16 protein-coding genes are annotated in these 19112 nt (G+C 35.9%); 15 read left to right on the forward strand and 1 reads right to left on the reverse strand.

Annotation, left to right across the window (positions count from 1 at the left end):
• The first annotated feature begins 66 nt into the window (after nucleotides 1–66).
• The 15 genes from wecA (at nucleotide 67) to Q4489_RS05735 (ending at nucleotide 17172) form a co-directional block, all read left to right on the forward strand.
• The gene (gene wecA / locus Q4489_RS05665) at nucleotides 67–1128 is read left to right on the forward strand and encodes a UDP-N-acetylglucosamine--undecaprenyl-phosphate N-acetylglucosaminephosphotransferase (RefSeq protein ID WP_303478014.1); all 1062 of its coding nucleotides are present in this window, start codon (nucleotides 67–69) and stop codon (nucleotides 1126–1128) included.
• 141 nt (nucleotides 1129–1269) lie between these two features.
• The gene (gspG, locus tag Q4489_RS05670) at nucleotides 1270–1665 is read left to right on the forward strand and encodes a type II secretion system major pseudopilin GspG (RefSeq protein WP_303478016.1); all 396 of its coding nucleotides are present in this window, start codon (nucleotides 1270–1272) and stop codon (nucleotides 1663–1665) included.
• On the forward strand, nucleotides 1665–3323 hold the full coding sequence (locus Q4489_RS05675) for a GspE/PulE family protein (protein WP_303478018.1): 1659 nt from the start codon (nucleotides 1665–1667) through the stop codon (nucleotides 3321–3323). Before gspG ends, Q4489_RS05675 begins: the two co-directional genes overlap by 1 nt.
• Nucleotides 3323–4528, forward strand: a complete 1206-nt coding sequence (locus tag Q4489_RS05680; protein WP_303478019.1) for a type II secretion system F family protein — start codon at nucleotides 3323–3325, stop codon at nucleotides 4526–4528. The genes Q4489_RS05675 and Q4489_RS05680 overlap by 1 nt, the downstream gene beginning before the upstream one ends.
• Nucleotide 4529: 1 nt before the next feature.
• The gene (locus Q4489_RS05685) at nucleotides 4530–5003 is read left to right on the forward strand and encodes a Tfp pilus assembly protein FimT/FimU (protein WP_303478020.1); all 474 of its coding nucleotides are present in this window, start codon (nucleotides 4530–4532) and stop codon (nucleotides 5001–5003) included.
• Nucleotides 5004–5016: 13 nt separating this feature from the next.
• Nucleotides 5017–5436 (forward strand): prepilin-type N-terminal cleavage/methylation domain-containing protein, encoded by a 420-nt coding sequence (locus tag Q4489_RS05690; protein ID WP_303478022.1) that lies wholly within the window; start codon nucleotides 5017–5019, stop codon nucleotides 5434–5436.
• Entirely contained in the window at nucleotides 5433–6125 is a 693-nt protein-coding gene (locus tag Q4489_RS05695) for a PilW family protein (RefSeq protein ID WP_303478023.1), read from the forward strand. The genes Q4489_RS05690 and Q4489_RS05695 overlap by 4 nt, the downstream gene beginning before the upstream one ends.
• Nucleotides 6126–6162: 37 nt before the next feature.
• A complete protein-coding gene (locus Q4489_RS05700) occupies nucleotides 6163–7023 on the forward strand; it encodes a type II secretion system protein GspK (protein ID WP_303478024.1) in 861 nt (286 codons plus the stop codon).
• A 380-nt stretch (nucleotides 7024–7403) separates the two neighbouring features.
• Nucleotides 7404–8663, forward strand: a complete 1260-nt coding sequence (locus Q4489_RS05705) for a PilN domain-containing protein (protein WP_303478025.1) — start codon at nucleotides 7404–7406, stop codon at nucleotides 8661–8663.
• A gap of 2 nt (nucleotides 8664–8665) precedes the next feature.
• Nucleotides 8666–9220 carry a hypothetical protein gene (locus Q4489_RS05710; RefSeq protein WP_303478026.1) on the forward strand — a complete coding sequence of 185 codons (555 nt, stop codon included), beginning with the start codon at nucleotides 8666–8668 and terminating at the stop codon, nucleotides 9218–9220.
• Nucleotides 9220–9783: a hypothetical protein gene (locus tag Q4489_RS05715; protein ID WP_303478027.1), complete on the forward strand. Its 564-nt coding sequence runs from the start codon at nucleotides 9220–9222 to the stop codon at nucleotides 9781–9783. Before Q4489_RS05710 ends, Q4489_RS05715 begins: the two co-directional genes overlap by 1 nt.
• Nucleotides 9784–9810: 27 nt before the next feature.
• A complete protein-coding gene (locus tag Q4489_RS05720) occupies nucleotides 9811–11862 on the forward strand; it encodes a secretin N-terminal domain-containing protein (protein ID WP_303478028.1) in 2052 nt (683 codons plus the stop codon).
• A gap of 440 nt (nucleotides 11863–12302) precedes the next feature.
• Nucleotides 12303–14000: a hypothetical protein gene (locus tag Q4489_RS05725; RefSeq protein ID WP_303478030.1), complete on the forward strand. Its 1698-nt coding sequence runs from the start codon at nucleotides 12303–12305 to the stop codon at nucleotides 13998–14000.
• 276 nt (nucleotides 14001–14276) lie between these two features.
• Nucleotides 14277–15557, forward strand: a complete 1281-nt coding sequence (locus Q4489_RS05730; protein ID WP_303478031.1) for a lipopolysaccharide biosynthesis protein — start codon at nucleotides 14277–14279, stop codon at nucleotides 15555–15557.
• Between the two features lie 4 nt (nucleotides 15558–15561).
• Complete coding sequence (locus tag Q4489_RS05735) at nucleotides 15562–17172, forward strand: asparagine synthetase B family protein (RefSeq protein WP_303478032.1); 1611 nt, start codon at nucleotides 15562–15564, stop codon at nucleotides 17170–17172.
• 73 nt (nucleotides 17173–17245) lie between these two features.
• Here Q4489_RS05735 and Q4489_RS05740 read toward each other — a convergent pair whose 3' ends face one another.
• Nucleotides 17246–18976 (reverse strand): sulfotransferase, encoded by a 1731-nt coding sequence (locus Q4489_RS05740; protein ID WP_303478033.1) that lies wholly within the window; start codon nucleotides 18974–18976, stop codon nucleotides 17246–17248.
• Nucleotides 18977–19112: the final 136 nt, after the last annotated feature.

The raw sequence follows: 19112 nt of genomic DNA on the forward strand, positions 1-19112 counted from the left end.
ATAATTAGCGCAATTTTTTATGCTTACTTAGCTAGTGTATTTGTTAAAAATACCAAGGTTTATTGAATGCTTCTTATTTTAAGTGCTTTACTTGTCGCTTTCTGTGTATCTATTTCTACAATTAAAGTATTACTCCCTTTAGCGCCGCATATTGGCTTAGTTGATTTACCCAATGATCGCAAAAAGCACGATGGTGCAATTCCGTTAATTGGCGGCATTTCAATTTATACTGGGGTGTTAATTGCTTCTACTTTTTTTGTTGAACAAAATCAAATTATTAATTTATATTTTATTTCCTCAGCGTTACTCGTGTTTATTGGCACAATGGATGACATTTACGATTTAAGTGTTGCTCCTCGTATGATCTTTCAAGGCATTGTTGCGTCTTTAATGGTGTTTGGTGCCGGTATCTATATCTATGATTTCGGCAACTTATTCTCGTTTGGTAATGTAAATGTCGGTTCATATGGCATGATATTTACCATGCTTGCCTGTGTTGCTGCTATTAATGCCTTTAATATGATTGACGGCATAGATGGTCTTGCAGGCTCAATGAGTATTATTTCAATACTCTCTATTACTTTATTAACCATGCTTAACGATAATTCGGCAGATGTACTTTTACCATTAATTCTTGTTGTCGCGATAATTCCTTACCTTTTTTACAATGTAAGCACCCGAAACCCGCGTGGTAAAAAAATCTTTATGGGCGATGCTGGTAGTATGTTTATGGGATTAACCGTTATTTGGTTGTTAACATTAAAAACACAAGATACGGTTTATGGCGAAGCCTCATTTAGAGCTGTCACTGCTTTGTGGGTTATCGCAGTGCCATTAATGGACATGTTTGCGATTATGATCCGAAGAATGCGTAAGGGTGTATCGCCTTTCAGAGCCGATAATGGTCATTTACATCATATTTGTATGCGATTGGGTTTGTCTTCTCGTCAAGCGTTGTGGGCAATCAGTGCTCTTGCCGTTATTTTTTCTAGCATTGGTATTATGGGAGAAATCTTCAACGTATCAGAACCGATCATGTTAAGCACTTTTTTATTGATATTTTGCATTTATTCTTACTCAATGCAGCATGCTTGGCGACTCATTAAACACATCAATAAAAATATATAGTTTATTTGTGCTTCATAAAGGCTAAATGTTCTTGAAGCTTATAAGTGTTTTCTTACATATTGCCATTAATCTTTTAATGACTCATTTGTATTAACTTGATAGTATTTGCGGCATTAATTTGACTAATAGTGTTATCTTTTTATGTACAGAAATCGTGGATTTACTTTAATTGAACTGCTGATTGTAATTGTTATTTTAGGTTTACTAATGTCTTTAGTAGCTCCTAAAATGTTCTCAAAAGTAGGCTCATCAAAACAAAAAACCGCATTGGCACAGATGCAAATGTTACAAACCTCTCTAGATACCTATCGTTTAGATATTGGTGATTACCCTACAACTCTTTCAGAGTTAAGGTCTTCAGAAAAACCAAATTGGGATGGACCTTATATACCCAAAGCTGTGCCAAATGATCCTTGGGGTAATGCTTATCATTATAAGTCACCTGGTCCTAATGGTGAAGAATACCTACTAATGAGTTATGGAAAGGATGGCGAATTAGGTGGTAAAGATGAAGATGAAGATTTGGTACATCAATAATGTTGAAAATGGAACAAACGCTACTTGAATTTGATGTGTCTATTGAAGATATTGAAAAAGCAAAAGCTTACCAAGCAAAATTTGGGGGAGCTTTAGAACGATTACTGATAAATATGGGGAGCTTTTCAGAAGATAATTTGCCTTTTTTTTATAGTCGATTATTAAAGCTCCCTATGTTGTCGTCAGATGAGGCTGAGTCACTAAAACTTCCCGTTGATACACCGTTTAATACAAAGTTTTTATCTGATCGGGGTTGGTATCCGTTTAAACAAAGTGGGCAAAAATTTAGCTTTGCGACAGTAGCTCCATTAAATTGGGAAGTTATACAATATTTACAAAGCTTAAATGTTGACTACAGTAGTGTCATTACTACTGATGATGTGTTTCAAAATTTTCAAACTAATTTACTTGAAAAAGATGAAGATAATAGTAGTGAGTCGCAATTATTATCAGATTTAGAAGAAGACAAATTAAGAGAATTAGCAAGTGAAGCACCAACGGTAAACTTGTTAAACTCATTGATTGCTAGAGCTTTAAAACAAGGTGCATCAGACATGCACCTTGAACCACAAAAGGGAAGATATCGAGTAAGGTTTCGTATAGATGGAGTACTGCAAGAAATCGAAACACTACCTATCCGACTTCAACTTCCTGTGATCTCAAGGTTAAAAATATTGTCTGATATGGATATTGCCGAAAAGCGTAGACCGCAAGATGGTAAAATTGAAATGAAAATTTCAAATATTGCGCTAGATATTCGTGTCTCCTCACTACCATTAAACGATGGTGAAAGTATGGTTATGCGTTTTTTACGAAAAGACGCTGTTCAGTATGAAATGAACGTACTAGGGCTATCAGAAGATATTGAAACAAAAATTAAAGACGATTTAAAACATACTGCAGGTGTAATCTTACTTACAGGTCCCACAGGTAGCGGTAAAACTACCACTTTGTACACATTTTTAAATGAATTAAACGACGATGACGTTAAAATAATCACATTGGAAGACCCTGTTGAATATCAATTAGAAGGAGTTAACCAAGTACAAGTTAAACCTGACATTGGTTTTGATTTTAGTGCTGGTTTACGAAGTATTGTAAGACAAGATCCTGATATCATAATGATCGGTGAAATTCGTGATGCTGAAACGGCTCGAATAGCGATGCAATCAGCGTTAACAGGACACTTAGTATTTTCTACAGTTCACACAAATGATGCGCCAAGTGCATATACGCGACTACTTGATTTGGGTGTTGAAGAGTTTTTGTTAAATGCTGCCTTAGTTTCTATTATTGCTCAACGTTTAGCGCGAAAAGTATGCCAACACTGTACTGTGCCGCATCCTGAACAAGCAGAGTTGATTGAAAAGTATCAATTAGAAAAGCTAGCACAACAAAGCAATTTAACACAAATTGACCTTTGCCAACCGAACGGGTGTGAGCAATGCAATAATACTGGTTATAAAGGGCGAATGGCAGTCATTGAGTACCTTCGTTCAGATGATGAAATCACAAGCCTTCCTAAAAATGAAAGGTTCATAGCTCAAGCTAAAGCACATAATAAGAGTATTGGTGGTCGTACCTTACTTGAAGATGGGCTAGTAAAGGCAATGCGCGGTCTTACTACCATTGATGAAATTATAAGGGTTTGTGGTTAATGGCTCTTTTTTTGTATCAAGCTTATGATGCTCATGGCGCAAAAGTAGAAGGTAGTATAGAGGCTAAGTCGTTTGAATTAGCTAAACAAGAGCTCGTACAGCAAAAGCTGATAATTGTTTCGTTAAAAGAACAAACTAACAGTCAAACGTCTACTAATTTTTTTGAAAGCAAAACCGTCAGCCTTGAAGAGCTTGAGTTTCTTACTTCAGAGCTTTCAATATTGTTAAAAAACGGCGTTAAAATTGATAAAAGTTTATATATACTTCAAAAGAATAAAGCCAAAGGAGCGTCAGAAAAGTTACTAAGAGATTTATATACAGCGGTAAAACGTGGGCATATGTTATCTGATGCGATGGCTGAACATCCGAAGGTGTTTGACCTTTTATATATTAACTTAGTGCGATTAGGGGAGGCTAGTGGTGATCTCTCAAATGTTTTTGAAAAACTTGCCATAGATTTAAAGTTTAAAGCGGGTTTAAAACGAAAAATTATCCAATCTTTGACCTACCCATTAGTTATTTTGAGTGTGTGTATTCTGTGTATACTATTTATTTTTAACTATATTGTTCCTCAAATGAGCGGGTTATTTGACGGGCTGCCTGAATTACCTATTTATACACAAATTTTGTTAGACGTTAGTGCATGGATGCAACAATATCAGTGGTTTCTTTTCATCTTTATTGTTGCTGCGATCATTGGAATAGTGATGGCATTTAAAAATCCTAATACTAAACGAAGACTAGACGAATTTTTATTAAAGGTACCATTAATAAAAGGGGCGTTATTAGTCGTTGAAAGAATAAGGTTTAATGCAGCACTTTCAATGATGTTAGATGCCGGTATCTCTATTGATAAAGCGTTAGAACTTTCTGCCGGCAGTGTTAATAATCGCTTTATTCGTCAAGGTCTGATAGCAGCAAAAGAACAAATAAAGAAGGGTGAAGGCTTAACAGCTTCGTTAGGTCGAAGTCCAATTTATCCAGATTTCTTTTTGTCGTTACTAGAAGTTGGTGAAGAAAGTGGCAAGCTTTCGCCGGTTTTTAACGAAATAGCCTCTCGATCGCGTGTTGAGTTTGAAAGTTGGACAGACAAAATGACTTCTACTTTAGAGCCGTTATTAATTCTTACGATGGGTGGAATCGTAGGCAGTGTTGTTGTAACAATGTTATTAAGTATTATCTCGGTTAATGAACTCGGATTTTAAGATGTTGCTTCAATCATCAACGGGGTTGATCACGTATAAAAAAACTAAGAAGCTCATAAAAGGTGTAACCTTGATTGAATTATTAGTTGTGATAACAATCATGATGACAATGATGTCAATCGTTGCTCCCCTTGCGATAAACACTGTTGATAAAGCAAGTGCCCAAAGTGAATATTTAACATTCTGTAACCTATTAAGAAGAGCGAGCACAAAAGCATTTGTCAATGGCGCAAGAGTAAAAATTCAGCTGAATAAAAATAGCATTGTCATTACAAAAGTAGATGCTAATAATGTGTTTGACAAACAATCAGAAGCTAACAATACCGTTTTGTTGGAACAAACATTTGAATTTCTATACTTCAAAGAAACTATATTGTTTTTTAATAAAAACGGTATGGTAGATACGAAGATATTAGAGATTCAACAGCTAGATAAAAGTCGCCAACTTAACTTGATTGCCTTGTTGGAACATTAAATGGGGCTGAACTTTGAGAGTTAACATAAAACAGCAGGGCTTTACGTTAATAGAAGTATTAGTGGCCTCATTTATATTATTTTTAGTGATTGCGTCAATCACACTGGTATATCGTGGCGCACTTTTGTCGAGTGGTAAAGCTGAACGTACTTTATTATTTACAGCCGCCGTTGAACCAATTACTGAAAGCATAAGAGCTAATATTCAAGCAACGAAACAAACTGATATGGTTGATGGCCAAGGAACATGGGGAACTGTTATCTACTCGTGGGTTGCTACGCCTGCTTATGTTGCAGCACCACCTGAACGGATTAATATGGCTAGCGGTGAGTTAGAAAAATCGATAAATCAATTTGTATTATGGAACGTAGAATTAGAGCTTAAGATAGATAACGCACTGAGAGTTTATCACTTTAATGAGGTAAGTTGGTGAAGAAACAAGCAGGCTTCACGTTAATTGAAATGTTAGTATCAATGACATTACTTTCTATGGTGATGCTCATCGCAACTAGCGCCTATTCTTTATTTAGTGAACGGTGGAATGGTCGATTAGGCCACTTTAATCAAACGTTAGCGACTACGAAAAATTTATTACTTGTGCAAGAGTCACTACAAAGCATAATCGGTTATGTTGTTTCTGATGACAATCAAAGCGCCAAATACTACTTTGAGGGAAACCGTAATGGTTTTGTTGCGGTTACCTTAAGGTCAATGTTTAACCCAAGTGTTGCAGCAGTTGTAAGGTTGAAATTCGAACAAAATGATGACTTTACTTTTCGTTTAATTTATCAAGAGTCACCAATGGAAGATCAAATGTTAGTGCAAGCAACACAAGACTTAGACTTTGTGCATTCAGTGACGTTATTCGAAAGTGTTAAAAATGCTGAGTTTCGCTATTATGGTTGGCCATCATTAGCAAGTAAGAATTGGACACCTGATTTTACGAGTATGCAGCCCCCCACCAAAGAGTGGTCGAGTAACTACAATAGTTTAGAGAAAAATGTTTTTCCAAACCAAGTCAGAGTTGCTTTTACGATAAGCGACAAACAATATTCATTGCAATCACGTTTAAATAAGCCAATCCCTGCCGTACTGTCAAATTATGCCAATCAACAACAATAAAAACACTAGGTATGCTCGCCAATCAGGAATTGCCTTGGTGCAAGTGTTACTTATCAGTATGATAATTAGCCTATTGGCCTTGAGTTTCAGCTATACTGCCCGTGAACAAGTTTCCACAGCATCAGCACTTGAAAATCGAGTAAGTGCCAGTCACCTATTAAAATCAACACAAAGCACTATGCTTTACTTACTACTAACACAACAAAACCAAGAACATTTAGAGCAGTTATACCCTTCGAGTGAACCATGGAATGTTTATGGCGAACCTTTCCTTTTAGAACGTAACGAAGATATTGAAATCAAAGTACGCATTCAAGACAATGCGGGCCTATTACCATTACAGTTTATTAAATGGCCATTTTGGCGCGTTGCTCTTGAAAATTTAGGCGTACAAGAGCAAGAAGCAAAAGAGTTTATAGGGCGCTTTAGCGATTGGCAAGATCATGATACCGATTCATGGATTGTTGGCGAACAAGAACCGCTCACCTTAGATAATGGCTTTGAATATCGAAACTTTCCGGCACAGTTATCACAAGAAGTTGATTTGTTTTTTGAACAAGATCATTCTACGTTAGAAACGATAAAATCAATCAGCACACTTTACCCCTTAGCTGGATTTAAAGTTCAGAATGCTCCTAACCAGTTATTAACGCTATTATTTTCAACTGATGTTGCGGAACAAATTATTTCAAAACGTAGTAACGATGATATTACTAAACAAGAGATAGTTGGCTTGTTGAATAATCAATATGATGAGACGTATTTATCCTTTTTCTCCGCTGATCATCTTACAATGAGTATTCAAGTCAAAATAAGTGACGTTACCATACAGGAAACGATAGAATTCAAATTTGAACAATATACCAATAACCCTCTGACTATTTTCGCGCGTTATTAGGTACTACTATCTGATTGCTACAGTTTCAGACAGGTGATACGCGGGGTGAACTGAATGCGTTGCGTGATAGGTTGTGAGTTACTAAAATATAATTGCAATGCAAAATATCTCATCAATTTTTTCTTTCTTGAACTGAATTTTATAAATAAAACAAATGGTTATTAACTGTCATGTGTACGATATTTATAATGGTAGCGATGTTCGAAATATTCTTTTACTAAATGAAATCAATTTAAAAGAGTAAAGGGTATAAACATATTGTAAGCTTTGTTTTAAGTATAAAACTTGGTAGACCCTTGAACAAGAATCGACACTTCCAATATAACTTTTGTCGTGTATAATTTTACCCCCGATCATTCGGCGACTATTAAGAAAGAACATTGCAACAAACCAATCATAAAACATCTGAATATACTCAATCTAAATCGCGTATGTTAACTCTCATCACTGATTTGTTAGCAAAGCGAGGTGGCTATTTCGCGAATGACTTTTATGCAATCGAACAAAAAAATAATAATGTTGCATTAATTAAACAGCCCAATAACATGGCGTCAAAGGCTAATTGGTTGATATTGGGTAGACAACACTATTTTGAAGTGTCAAAAGTATACCCTATTGCAAACAAACGAGAGCTTCTTAAAGCAATAGAGTACGATGACAGCAATACCCCTTTTACCGGCACCACACTTAAATTTATAGAGCGTGTTAATGAACATAGTCATAGAGTGACACTCTGGGTAATAGAGCCTGAGTTCCTTAATTCATTAAACATAAAACCTTGGTTGGTAATTCCAGAATCTTTTTTGTTAGCAAACGCGCTTGATAACGAAATATCGATAGCCAGTATTAACACATTAACAAGTACGTTATTTATTTCTAAAACCAGCCAAGGAATTGTTTCGGGTATTAAGTCGGCCAATACTCCGTCAATTGAACTATTCGCTTTAGCATCAGGGGCACCTTTTGCAAATGGCGAAGTAAAACAGTTAACCACTGAAGACCATCAGGCATTTATTGAACTGCTTTACCAAGGGTTACGCAAACAATCGATTGCTTCATTACAAGGCTTTTTCATCAAGTCTGAAAAAGTGAATTGGAAACACTATCCTTGGAAAGAAGCTGGAATAATATGTTCAGCAGTTTTTACTAGCTACCTTATACTTACTAGCGGCTGGTTAACGCTAAGGGAGGCGCAACTAGAGTATGCGCTAACAACGAATACAGAACAAGTGAATGAATCTCTTGCCTTGCAAAAAGCGTATCAAACCCAGTTATCAAGGCATCAACAGTTGCAAGTACCATTACAGCAACAAATACCCCATTGGAATTTATGGCATGTTGCGTTAGACGTTATTGCTTTAGAATCTACATTAAAATCCATCGTTTACAAAAATGAAACGGTAACTATTCAGGGTTGGGCAGATAAAGGGAATCGAGCAACTGATATCTTAGCGAAATTGACAAAAAATCCTTACGTTTTACAGCCTAGCTTTTCCAAACCAGTGCGTAAAAGCAGAGGGCGTGAAGAATTCAGTATTAGTTTTTCGCTTAATCGTGAACAAGCAGTCATGTCCAGTGCTGCAGAGCAAACAGTTACAGCATCTGTTAAAGAAGCAACAACTGTTGCTGGTAAGGAGTAACGATGAGTTCAGTAACTCGCAAAAATTTACTATTAATTGTAGCGCTTTTAGCTGTTATTCGTTTCGTTATTGTGCCCATATTTGAATGGCAAGAAGAAAAAATTGATGATATCGATGCAAAAATAACACGATTGGATAAAGCTGAAAACGTAATCAACAGACAAGCTAAATTAACAACGCTTCTTAGCGATGTTCAGCAAAGTAACGAAGAAACAGAGGTGTTATACCATAACTTTACATCTACAAATGCTATGAAATTATCGTTGCAACAGCAAGTTGAAAAGATATTTAGCCAGCATTCGGTGAAAATTAAAAATTTTACTTGGCCTAATGAATTACCAGGTAATATTACAGAATTACGCGCCAAAGTTTTTTTTGATGGCAATACCAAAGATCTTGCAAAATTACATTTGGCCCTTTCCGCTCAAACAAAGCTTTTTAACATTGCTGAATGGACAATTCACATCAGAAAAATGAAAGAAGACTCTTTAGGTGTTGCATCAGGAAGTCTTGTTTTTTCAGCTTATAACCTTAGTAGCAAAAAGGTAGCTGAATAATGTTGAACTTAAAAAAATCGTCAAAAAAACAACACGGCAAGGCAACTTGGCTTAATAGATTCACCAAACAAGAATTACTCTTTGTTTGGCTAGTGCTAATCATATTTATATTATTTGATCTATTTACACGCATAAATACAAGCAGCGATGATATAAATAATGTATGGTCTCAACAAAGTTTGTCGACAACACCGTTACTGCTATTAGATAACGTTCACTTGAATGAGCTTGCTAATAAATTAGATAAATTCGAACAATCAGAAAAACCAGGCGTTGAAAAACAACAAGGGTTAACTGAAGCTGAAAGAATCGCCCAACAAGGTGACTTAAACGAGTTATACGCCAAAAACATGCGGTTAACGTTAGTCGGTGTTTTTAATCAAGGTGGCCGTTTTGCGGTTATTGCTCAGGAAAATTTAACCACAAGCAAGCGTGAACTTTTAAGAGTCAGCTTATCTGATACCATTGACGGTTACACCGTACAGAACATTTTGCCAAATAAACTTGTATTAACTGGTTACAATAATGAGATAAACCTTCACCTGTATAATACAAATAGCTAGCAGTAGGTTACGTTAAGTAAAATAATTATGAACAAAAGAAATACACAACTCGCATTACTACTTTGTACACTTGCTTTGTTTGGTTGCAGTTCTACACAACAAAACCAAGCAGGTCAAAGCTCTGGGTTTAAAGTACCAGAATCATACTTAAATGGTAAAGACGATACGGTCGTGATCTCAACAGAGGAAACGCTTCCAGACGAAGAAGAATTTGTACATACTGATTTAGCACAAATTCAAAACCTTGAACCATTACCTCGCCAACAAGTTAATTTACGTAAAGCTGAAAAATTATCTGCACCGTTTTCACAAGAAGCGACGTTGAGCCTATCTGTTAATGAAATGCCGTTAAACGAATTTTTACATTATGCGTTGGGTGAGTTATTAAGCATAAATTATATTATTGATAAAAGTGTAGAACCATCAAAAGAAAAAATAACCTTAAATATACAAGAAAACATTAGTCCACGTCGTTTAATGCAACTCACCAGTGAGTTATTAATGGAACAAGAGATCAGCATCAACTTCAATGATGGTTTGTACTTTATTAATAAACCTAAGCTTAATAAGCGTGCAAAAAATGTAGTGACTGCTGTAGGCAGAGAATTAGAAGACGTGCCGCAAACAGGACAAGATATTCTGCAGATTATCCCATTAAAGTATGGCGTTAAAATTAGTATTGAAAAAGCACTAAGACAATTAGTAGGTGTGCAAATATCAACGGATGCAGATCAAAGTGCTTTATTTTTACAAGGTAAGCGCGAAGAAATACTGCGATCACTTGAATTTATTCACTTACTAGATGCGCCATCAAACCGTGGTAAAAATATCGGGTTAATTAACCTAACCTATATAACCAGTGAAGAGTTTACCACTCAAATTACCACGTTATTAGAAAATGAAGGCATACCTATCGCCACAAATAACGCGGGTAGTAAAAACTTAGTCATGGTACCTATTGCGCAAATAGGCTCTATTGCGGTATTTGCTGCTGATAAATCGTTGCTTGATCGTGTGCGTTATTGGGCAAAATTAATTGATAAGCCTTTACAAAGCGTGACAAAGCAATATTTTATGTATCATCCGCAATATGCCAGAGCAACAGATCTGGGTGAAAGCTTATCGGCATTATTAGGTGGAACAGCTCGAGCGAACAGTCAAAGTAGTAAAAGCTCTACTGGCAATGCGCCTTCAAATACCCGCTTGACAGGCGTAAGTTCAGAAGACATGACATTAGTGGTCGATGAACGGTCAAACGCGATTATTTTTTATACCTCAGGTAATAAGTATCAAGCATTGTTGCCACTTATCAAAAAACTAGATGTATTGCCGCGCCAAGTAATGCTAGACATTACCATTGCCGAAGTAAACCTAAGCGATGAATTTAAACATGGCGTTGAATGGGCGTTTACCCAAGGTGAACTTAGCATGGGCACAAAAGATGCCTTTGGTGTTACGGGAATAGGCGGCTTTAGTTTAGCGTTAAACGGCGCAGACGGTAGCATAAAAGCGAATTTTATTGAAACAAATGATTTAATAAAAGTATTATCTAACCCCAGTTTACTCGTGCGTGATGGTGTATCTGCTAATATTAATGTAGGTTCTGATATTTCTGTTGTTGGTGAAACCACAGAAGACCCTATCAGTGGTGATAGACAAACTACCAGTTCGGAATACCGTAAAACGGGTGTTGATGTTACGGTTACACCGTCAATTAATGCCCGCGGTATTGTGATCATGGAAATAAGCCAAACAATCTCTAATGAAGTACCTGATTCTTCAGGCGCAAGTGGCAATCCCAATATTTTTGAGCGTGGCTTAAAAACGGAAGTTGTCGCGCAAAGCGGTCAAACCATTATTTTAGGTGGCCTAATCAGTGAAAACACCAACCAAGGTGATAAGAAAACGCCATTATTAGGTGATATTCCGTTAGTTGGGCACTTATTTAAATCAAATGGCGAAAGTACAAACCGCACTGAGTTAATCATGCTGATAACGCCTAAGGTGATAGACCGAACAGATCAGTGGCAAGAAATTACAGACTCATTTAAACAAAATTTAGAATATTTAACCTTTTAATTTTATGCTTATAAGCAAGTAGCAACAAGGTTCGCGCTTAAGTGGTTAACGCGGTTTAATTTTATGGTTAACATATTTTTTACCTTCGCGAGTAATTTGTGTTTTTATAGTCTTTTAAAAACAATAACTTGCTAAATCGCTGCTCTTGTGTGTTATCATAGCGTTTTATTTTAACGTTAACCGATAAGTTCTGTTTTGCTGTTTTAATAAACAAATTAGCACTGGCTAAATAAAAGACACTGAATTAATTACGAAATTAGGTGTTGACACCTTTGGTTTAGTTGATATAAATTGTTTCAAGATTTGGCATTTTAGCGGTACTTCCACTAACATGTTAAAGTCTTTTAACGTTAAATAATGACTTTTATTTAGTTATTACTTAGCTAAATAATAACTAAAGTTATAATAAAATTCATTTTCATGAAAAATAAGGATTTAAAATGTTCAAAAAAACATTGATGGCAGCTGCTCTTGCTGCTGCAACAGGTTCAGCATTTGCTGGTGATATTGTTGTTTCAGGTACCGCTTATAAAGTAGGTAATGAGTACTTAAATGCCTACACTGGTTCAGCATTAGAAGGTAACTTAGAAACGGCCGCTATCGGTATTGCTTACTTTCCAGGTATTGCTTTAGGCGTTAATAATACTTTGAAGTTTGAATTTAACGGTGGTGCAATTTCAGCTGATACTGGTCTTAAACTACAAAAAATTACTGCTTTTGCAACTCATGCTGATAATGCAACAATTCAGACTGCAATTGATACTGCTGTAGACGCAGTTGTTGAATTGGCACCAGCTGATACTGCAGGTGATTTAGCTAATTTAAAAGCAGCTGCAATTAGTGCAATTACAGATGCAGAAGCAGCTGATGAAACAGTTGATGGTACAGCAGCTAAAACAGCAATTAATGCCGAATTGTATGATACTAACTTCGCGACTACTGTTGCAAATATTAAAGGGTTAAATACTGCAATCACAAGTACTGTAATTCCAACGAATGCTGCAGATGCAGCAGATTTGGTTGATTTTGGTACCGATGCAAATGGCGACTACACATGGGCATTATTTAAAATTACTGATGCTACATTAACAGCTGATGAAGTATTAGTGTTTAATGATACAAATGATGATGGCGCTGCGAATATTACAACTAACTTCACTAAAGCAACAATTGGCACAGGTGATTTAACAGTTTCATTACCAGAAGCAAAAGATGACACAGGTGTTTCTTTATCTGCACCAGTAGCTGGCGCAGAAGTATTAGTAACTACGGCTAACCAATTTGCATTAACTGCAACAGCAGTAACTGATACCATTGATGTTGAACAAGATCGTTTATTCTTCTCTGATGCTATCGGTGATGATGTAACAACTGACTTTGTATTTGATATTACAGTTGACGGTACGATTGATTTAGGTATTGATCATACAACCGCAGAGTTTGCGATGGAATTAACTGGTAACTTTTCAGGTGTTGAACAAGCAGATTATACAGAGACTGACTTAGTTGGTACTGATGATACGGCAGTATTCGATGCTGACAACATGGTTGAAGGTGTTGGTATCTCTGATGCAACAGTTGCAATTACAGTTGACGGTGATACTAACCTTGCAACACGTACTGTTAAAGCTTCTATGATGATTACACCAACTGAAACGGATACAGAAGCATTTTACCTTTTAGGTAGCTCATCTGCTGGCGCGAATGCGTTTATTTGGGACTTAAACGGTTCTGAAATCACATTCCCTTACGCACCACTCGGTTATGACCACATCACAACTAACTTCGAACTTGCTAACTCAGGCGATCAAGAAGGCGATGTGTTAATTACTGCATTCACTCGTGAAGGTGTTGCTTACAGCGGTACTTTAGAAGGTAAAGCAGAAGCAGAATCATTAACGAAAATTAGTGGTGCTGAAGTATATGGTGCATTAGGCTTAGCTGCTGGTACGTCATTAAGCGTTACTTTCTCTACTACTGCTCCTGATGCTGACATCAAGATCACTGGTTATAGCAACCTAGCTTCTGGTGGTCGTATGGCACTATTAAGTGATGCATACGAAGGTGAATCAGATAAAGCTAACTGTGTGTTAACAGGTACAGCTGGTAATGATGATTTAGCTATCACTTGTAACTAATCTATAGTTTAGATTATTGACTTGTTTAAAAACGACCTTCGGGTCGTTTTTTTTTGGTAAAATATCGAGCGCATACTTATGCTACAAGGCTAATTTTTTAGCTTGAAACATTTTTATTAAGGTGTTGTTTATTAAAAAAGCAAGTTATTTATTACACCATTAAGACAAGCGGTTATCTATCACCCTTAACGTGAACAATACTCGAATTTCTAACGGTTTTATGGTTAAATAGCTTCGTTTTTATCTCTTGCTAATTAATCACGAAAAAGGGACATTGTGCGTAAAGACCTCTCTGCTATTTTTACTGTGCTCACAGGTACAGCAGGCGCACAAGTGATAACGTTAGCGTTTACGCCTTTACTTACCCGCATTTTTTCACCGGAAGCCTTCGGCCATTTGGGTGTATTTTTAGCATTGTTTGCCATTTTAATGCCGATAACAGCGTTAACACTGCCCATGGCAGTTGTGCTTGCTAAATCAAATAATGAAGCAAAAGCACTGACAAAGCTTTCAATGTATCTAGCCCTGTTAGTGTCTTTAGTATTTACCTTATTTATTGTGATAAACAAACAATGGTTAGTTAATGTCTTAAACGCTAAAGGTAATGGCAGTTATTTATACTGGGTGCCTGTTGCCGTGTTATGTGGTGCGTTACTCCAGTTAGGTGAGAATTGGACCATAAAATTGTCTCTTTTTAAGTTAAGAGCAAAAGTATCGATTTTACATGCCTTAATTATTAATGCACTAAAGCTAGTAATTGGCTTTTTTATACCTCATGCTATTACATTAATTGCGATTGCAATTGTTAACCCGTTACTTAATGGTTTATTACTGGGTGTGCCTATTCGTAACGCGCTGATGCATAATACAGAAGACGATAAGCATGAGAGGCCTTCTTATCAGCAATTGACAACCAAGTACCGTGATTTTCCATTGTTTCAATCACCCCAAGCATTACTAAATGCTCTTTCGCAAAGTGGCCCTGTTATCGTGTTAGCCGCTTTCTTCGGCCCTGTGTCTGCCGGGTTTTATACTTTTAGCCGTACTATATTAGCGATACCCATTACCTTAATGGGTAAAGCCGTAGGCGATGTATGTTTTGGTAGGTTCTCCAAACAAATTAATCAACAGCAGTTTGACGACGCGAGAAAGTACTTTATTCAAACGACTAGCTCGCTCGCTGTTGTCGCTCTTCTACCTTTAGGTATTGTGTGGTTTTATGGGCCTGAATTATTCTCTTGGGTATTTGGTGACGCTTGGTATCAAGCTGGCATGTATGCTAAATGGTTATCACTATGGACCTATTTTATTTTAATTAATGCACCAAGTTTGAAAATGATCATTGCCTTGAAAAAGCAGAAACGGTCTTTATTGGTTAATGTAATTTCAATGCCTATACGCATGTTAGTGTTAATTGCGGGTGCGCTTTATACCAATGATGAATGGCTAGCACTCAAGCTTTTTGTTGTTGCAAGTATTTTGCATAATGTGGTGATTATCGCATTAGCTTATTATTGTTGTTGCAAAGAGTGCGATAAGATATCAGAAGAGAATTAACGGTATGAACCCAAAGGGATTACAAGCTGACATTAAACGAGTTGACGCTAACATAGATGGTTTATTCGGTAATGTAGAGACGATAGAACAAAAGTTTTATTATATTGGCCAGGCTTTTGTTGATGAAAAACCATTAACAGCGGCGCAACTCTACAAACAGCTAAAAGCAGCAATAACTTCACAATCAATTTCATCATTATTAGCTCAGCTATCCGGCTTTTATTCCCTTGTGCTAATTAAAGAGGGGCATGTGTTAGTTGCTTGCGATAAAACCAGAAGTAGACCTTTATTTTACGCGCTTGACGCAGAACATACATTATGCATCTCTGATTCTGTTGCTTTATTAGTCAATAAAGTAGGCGCAGATCAGTTTTCAAAGATATCGGAACAAGAGTTTCAACTGTCAGGTTATGTCACTGGTAGTGACACCTTGCTTAAGGATGTATATCAGGTGCAAGCTGGTCATATGCTCTTTGGAAATTATCAAACGGTAGAACAAGCCTGTTACTTTCAGTTTAAACCTGATAATAACAACTCCGTAATTAGCCAAGCATTACTTTATTCTGAGCTTGATATAGCGATGACGCAAGCAATTGAACAACTGATTACCTACGCAAATGGACGGCAGTTAGTTGTACCTTTAAGTGGTGGTTATGATTCTCGAGCAATTGCTGTTTATTTAAAAAAATCTGGTTACGAGAATATTGTTACTTTTACTTTTGGACGAATGTCGAGTAAAGAAGTGGTGATAAGTAAGCGCATTGCTGATTCACTTGGGTTTCCATGGCATTTTGTAGAATATGACAGTAGATTATGGTCGACAATAGAAAAGAGTTCACTGTTTAATGAATACCTTATGTATATTAGCAACTTTGTTTCTGTGCCTAATGTTCAAGTTTACCCCGCAATAAAAGCAATTTTTGAACAAGGGGTTATTGATAAAGATGCAGTGGTTGTGCCAGGGCATACGGGCGATTTTGTTTCTGGCGGGCACATTCCACACAACTTAATCGGCAAACTCGCTAAAGATCATGAAGACATGATTATAGAAACGATTAAGTCTCGTCATTTTAAAAATAAGGTGAAGAAAGTAGATTTTGTTCAACTTAACAATAAACTTAGGTCTCAAGTAAGGCAATATACAGAAAATATGGGGGCTGAAGCCAGCGCCGCATCAGTATTTGAATCTTGGGAGTTTTTTGAACGTCAGGCTAAGTTTATTGTCAATTCAAATCGCTATTATGACTTCTTTAAGCTAGATTGGTGGATGCCGTTGTGGAATGAATCGGTAATTTCATTTTGGCAAAAAACACCGGTAGAGCATCGAATAAACTCAAAGCTTTGGCAAAATTTTGTCGAAGATAAATATAGTGAAATTTCAGGTGATGATATCAGGTATGGCAATGTAGCTGATCAATATTCGCCAAAATTAAGGCGCTTAAGAACCATATTAGATTACTTTACTGATGAAAATGGGCTTTACGCGTTAGTTCCTTTTTATCGTTGGCTACTTCGTAAGCTAAAGTACCCCTATGCTAACGGCACTTTATTTTCGTATTTAGCCATGAAAGTACTGAAAATACAGAAACACAAGTTAAAAACAAAAGCACATTAGGACTAATACCATGTTGAATATTAGGTTAAAGAGTGAACGGTGCTGAATTGACTACTTATCTTTGAAGTTAAAACTATATTTCATAGCCAAATTTATTCATTTGTTTTTGTAATTCAGAAGCAAAAGGCAATAAATGTTTTTGATAATGTTTCCATCTATATTTAGCATTTGCGTATAGAGCTTGTGTAACCTGTTTGTTTGATGATGTTGTGATAATTTGTGTTTGCGCGTGTTTATGAAAATTGTCATATCTTTCATTGTTATCTATATTCAAATATTTAAATATTTTGTTTACTTCTTCAGTAAAGTTATCAATTAAATCTTCGTATTTTACAAAATACACGGTTGGTTTTAAGTTTTCTTGATAGCTTTCAAATAAGGTAAATATTTGCCGATACCTTCGAACACAAGAGCGTAAAGTAGTAAGGTGTGAGTTTTCAATATTAATTGAAAAATTTTGTTGTAAATTACTTAAACAAACATCTAACGGGTGGCGTATTGAAAAAATAATTTTTGCCTCTGGGAACAGCGTTAAAATTAGCGGTAAATGAACGGTATTATGAGGCAATTTATCTATTACAAGTGTTTCATCATTTATTTTCAAATTTAATGTTTCAACAAAGTCATAATAGACATTACGTAGAAAATTAATTTCACTATCTTTTAGAGTTAGTAAATCGTTTGGGTAAGTTTTATTCAGTTTTTTGAAGGCACATATAGTCGTGAAAAGTGTTGCTGTTTCACTAAGTGTTACCGCATTTTTTTGTGTATCTATAACACTATCTAATAGTGTAGTTCCAGAACGAGGAAAGCCAACCATAAAAATAGGGGTATATTTTGGCACTTTTTGGCATGTTTTAGGTAAAGAGGTTAAGTTTAATTTTTCATAGACCGCTGCATAGTCGGTAACCTTTTTGTTTTTATAGATTTTTTCTTTTAATGCTCCTAAGGTTGAAAAGTCTTGAAATGCGTCATCATAAAGCTTTAACTTATCAAAGGCATTCCCGCGTAAGCTATAGAGTTTTTTGAGTTTTTTAGGACAAGTTGTTGTACTTATTACTGTATCCGTTATTAAATTGGTTACTTTCTCATATTCTTTTTGTCCATACCAATAAACAGCTTCTGGATATTTCATCCAGTTTTTTGAGCCTAAATGTGACTGGGCTTTTTGTAACAATAGGTATGCATCATCTTCAGCACCAACAAAGTTTAGTGATTCAATGGCTTCTTCAATATATTTATCGTCAATTTGTTTAAAATGATTAGATAAGTGTTTTGTACGTGAAACAACTAATTCTTTATCGCGTTGACTTCTTGCGATTAATATTAATTGATATTGGGCATGTGAAAAGTATGCGCTCCATTTGATCAGGTTGTTTGCTAATAACTCTGACTCTTTAAAGCGTTTAGTTTCTTGGTAAAGCTCGCACAAAATTAATTGATTATGTGCATTATTGACTGAACTATCTAGCTTAACACTTTGTTCTAAAAAAGAAATAGCTTCGTCTTGTGTCGCTTCTCCTGAGAAAGTTAAGTCTCTTAAAACACAGCCTATATACCCTAAAACTATGACTTTCTGTTCTTTAGTGAGTTCTAATTGGTTTAATTTGTATAAGGTTTGTAGTAGTTGTTTATTTTTTTTTAATTCAGATAAAGCATTTGCTTCTAACATGAGACTTCGATATGAACGAAGCGAAATTGAGTCATTAAGCTTTTTTAATGAGGTAACCGCTTGGCTAAATTTTTTTGTCTTAATAGCTGTACTAGCTTTCGTTAAAATCTTATCTATTTTGTCTTGTTTCATTATTCAATTGTTGAAGAACTAAATGTTTAATCTGGTTAAATATATTAGGCGACCTTAGCATTAAACAAAGTAATAAGCGAATTGTCTTTATAAATGTTAATTACCTTAAGTTTCATCGTTTTTTATTGTTCTAAAT

The organism is Thalassotalea sp. 1_MG-2023, assembly GCF_030546745.1.
Taxonomy (GTDB): Bacteria; Pseudomonadota; Gammaproteobacteria; order Enterobacterales; family Alteromonadaceae; genus Thalassotalea_C.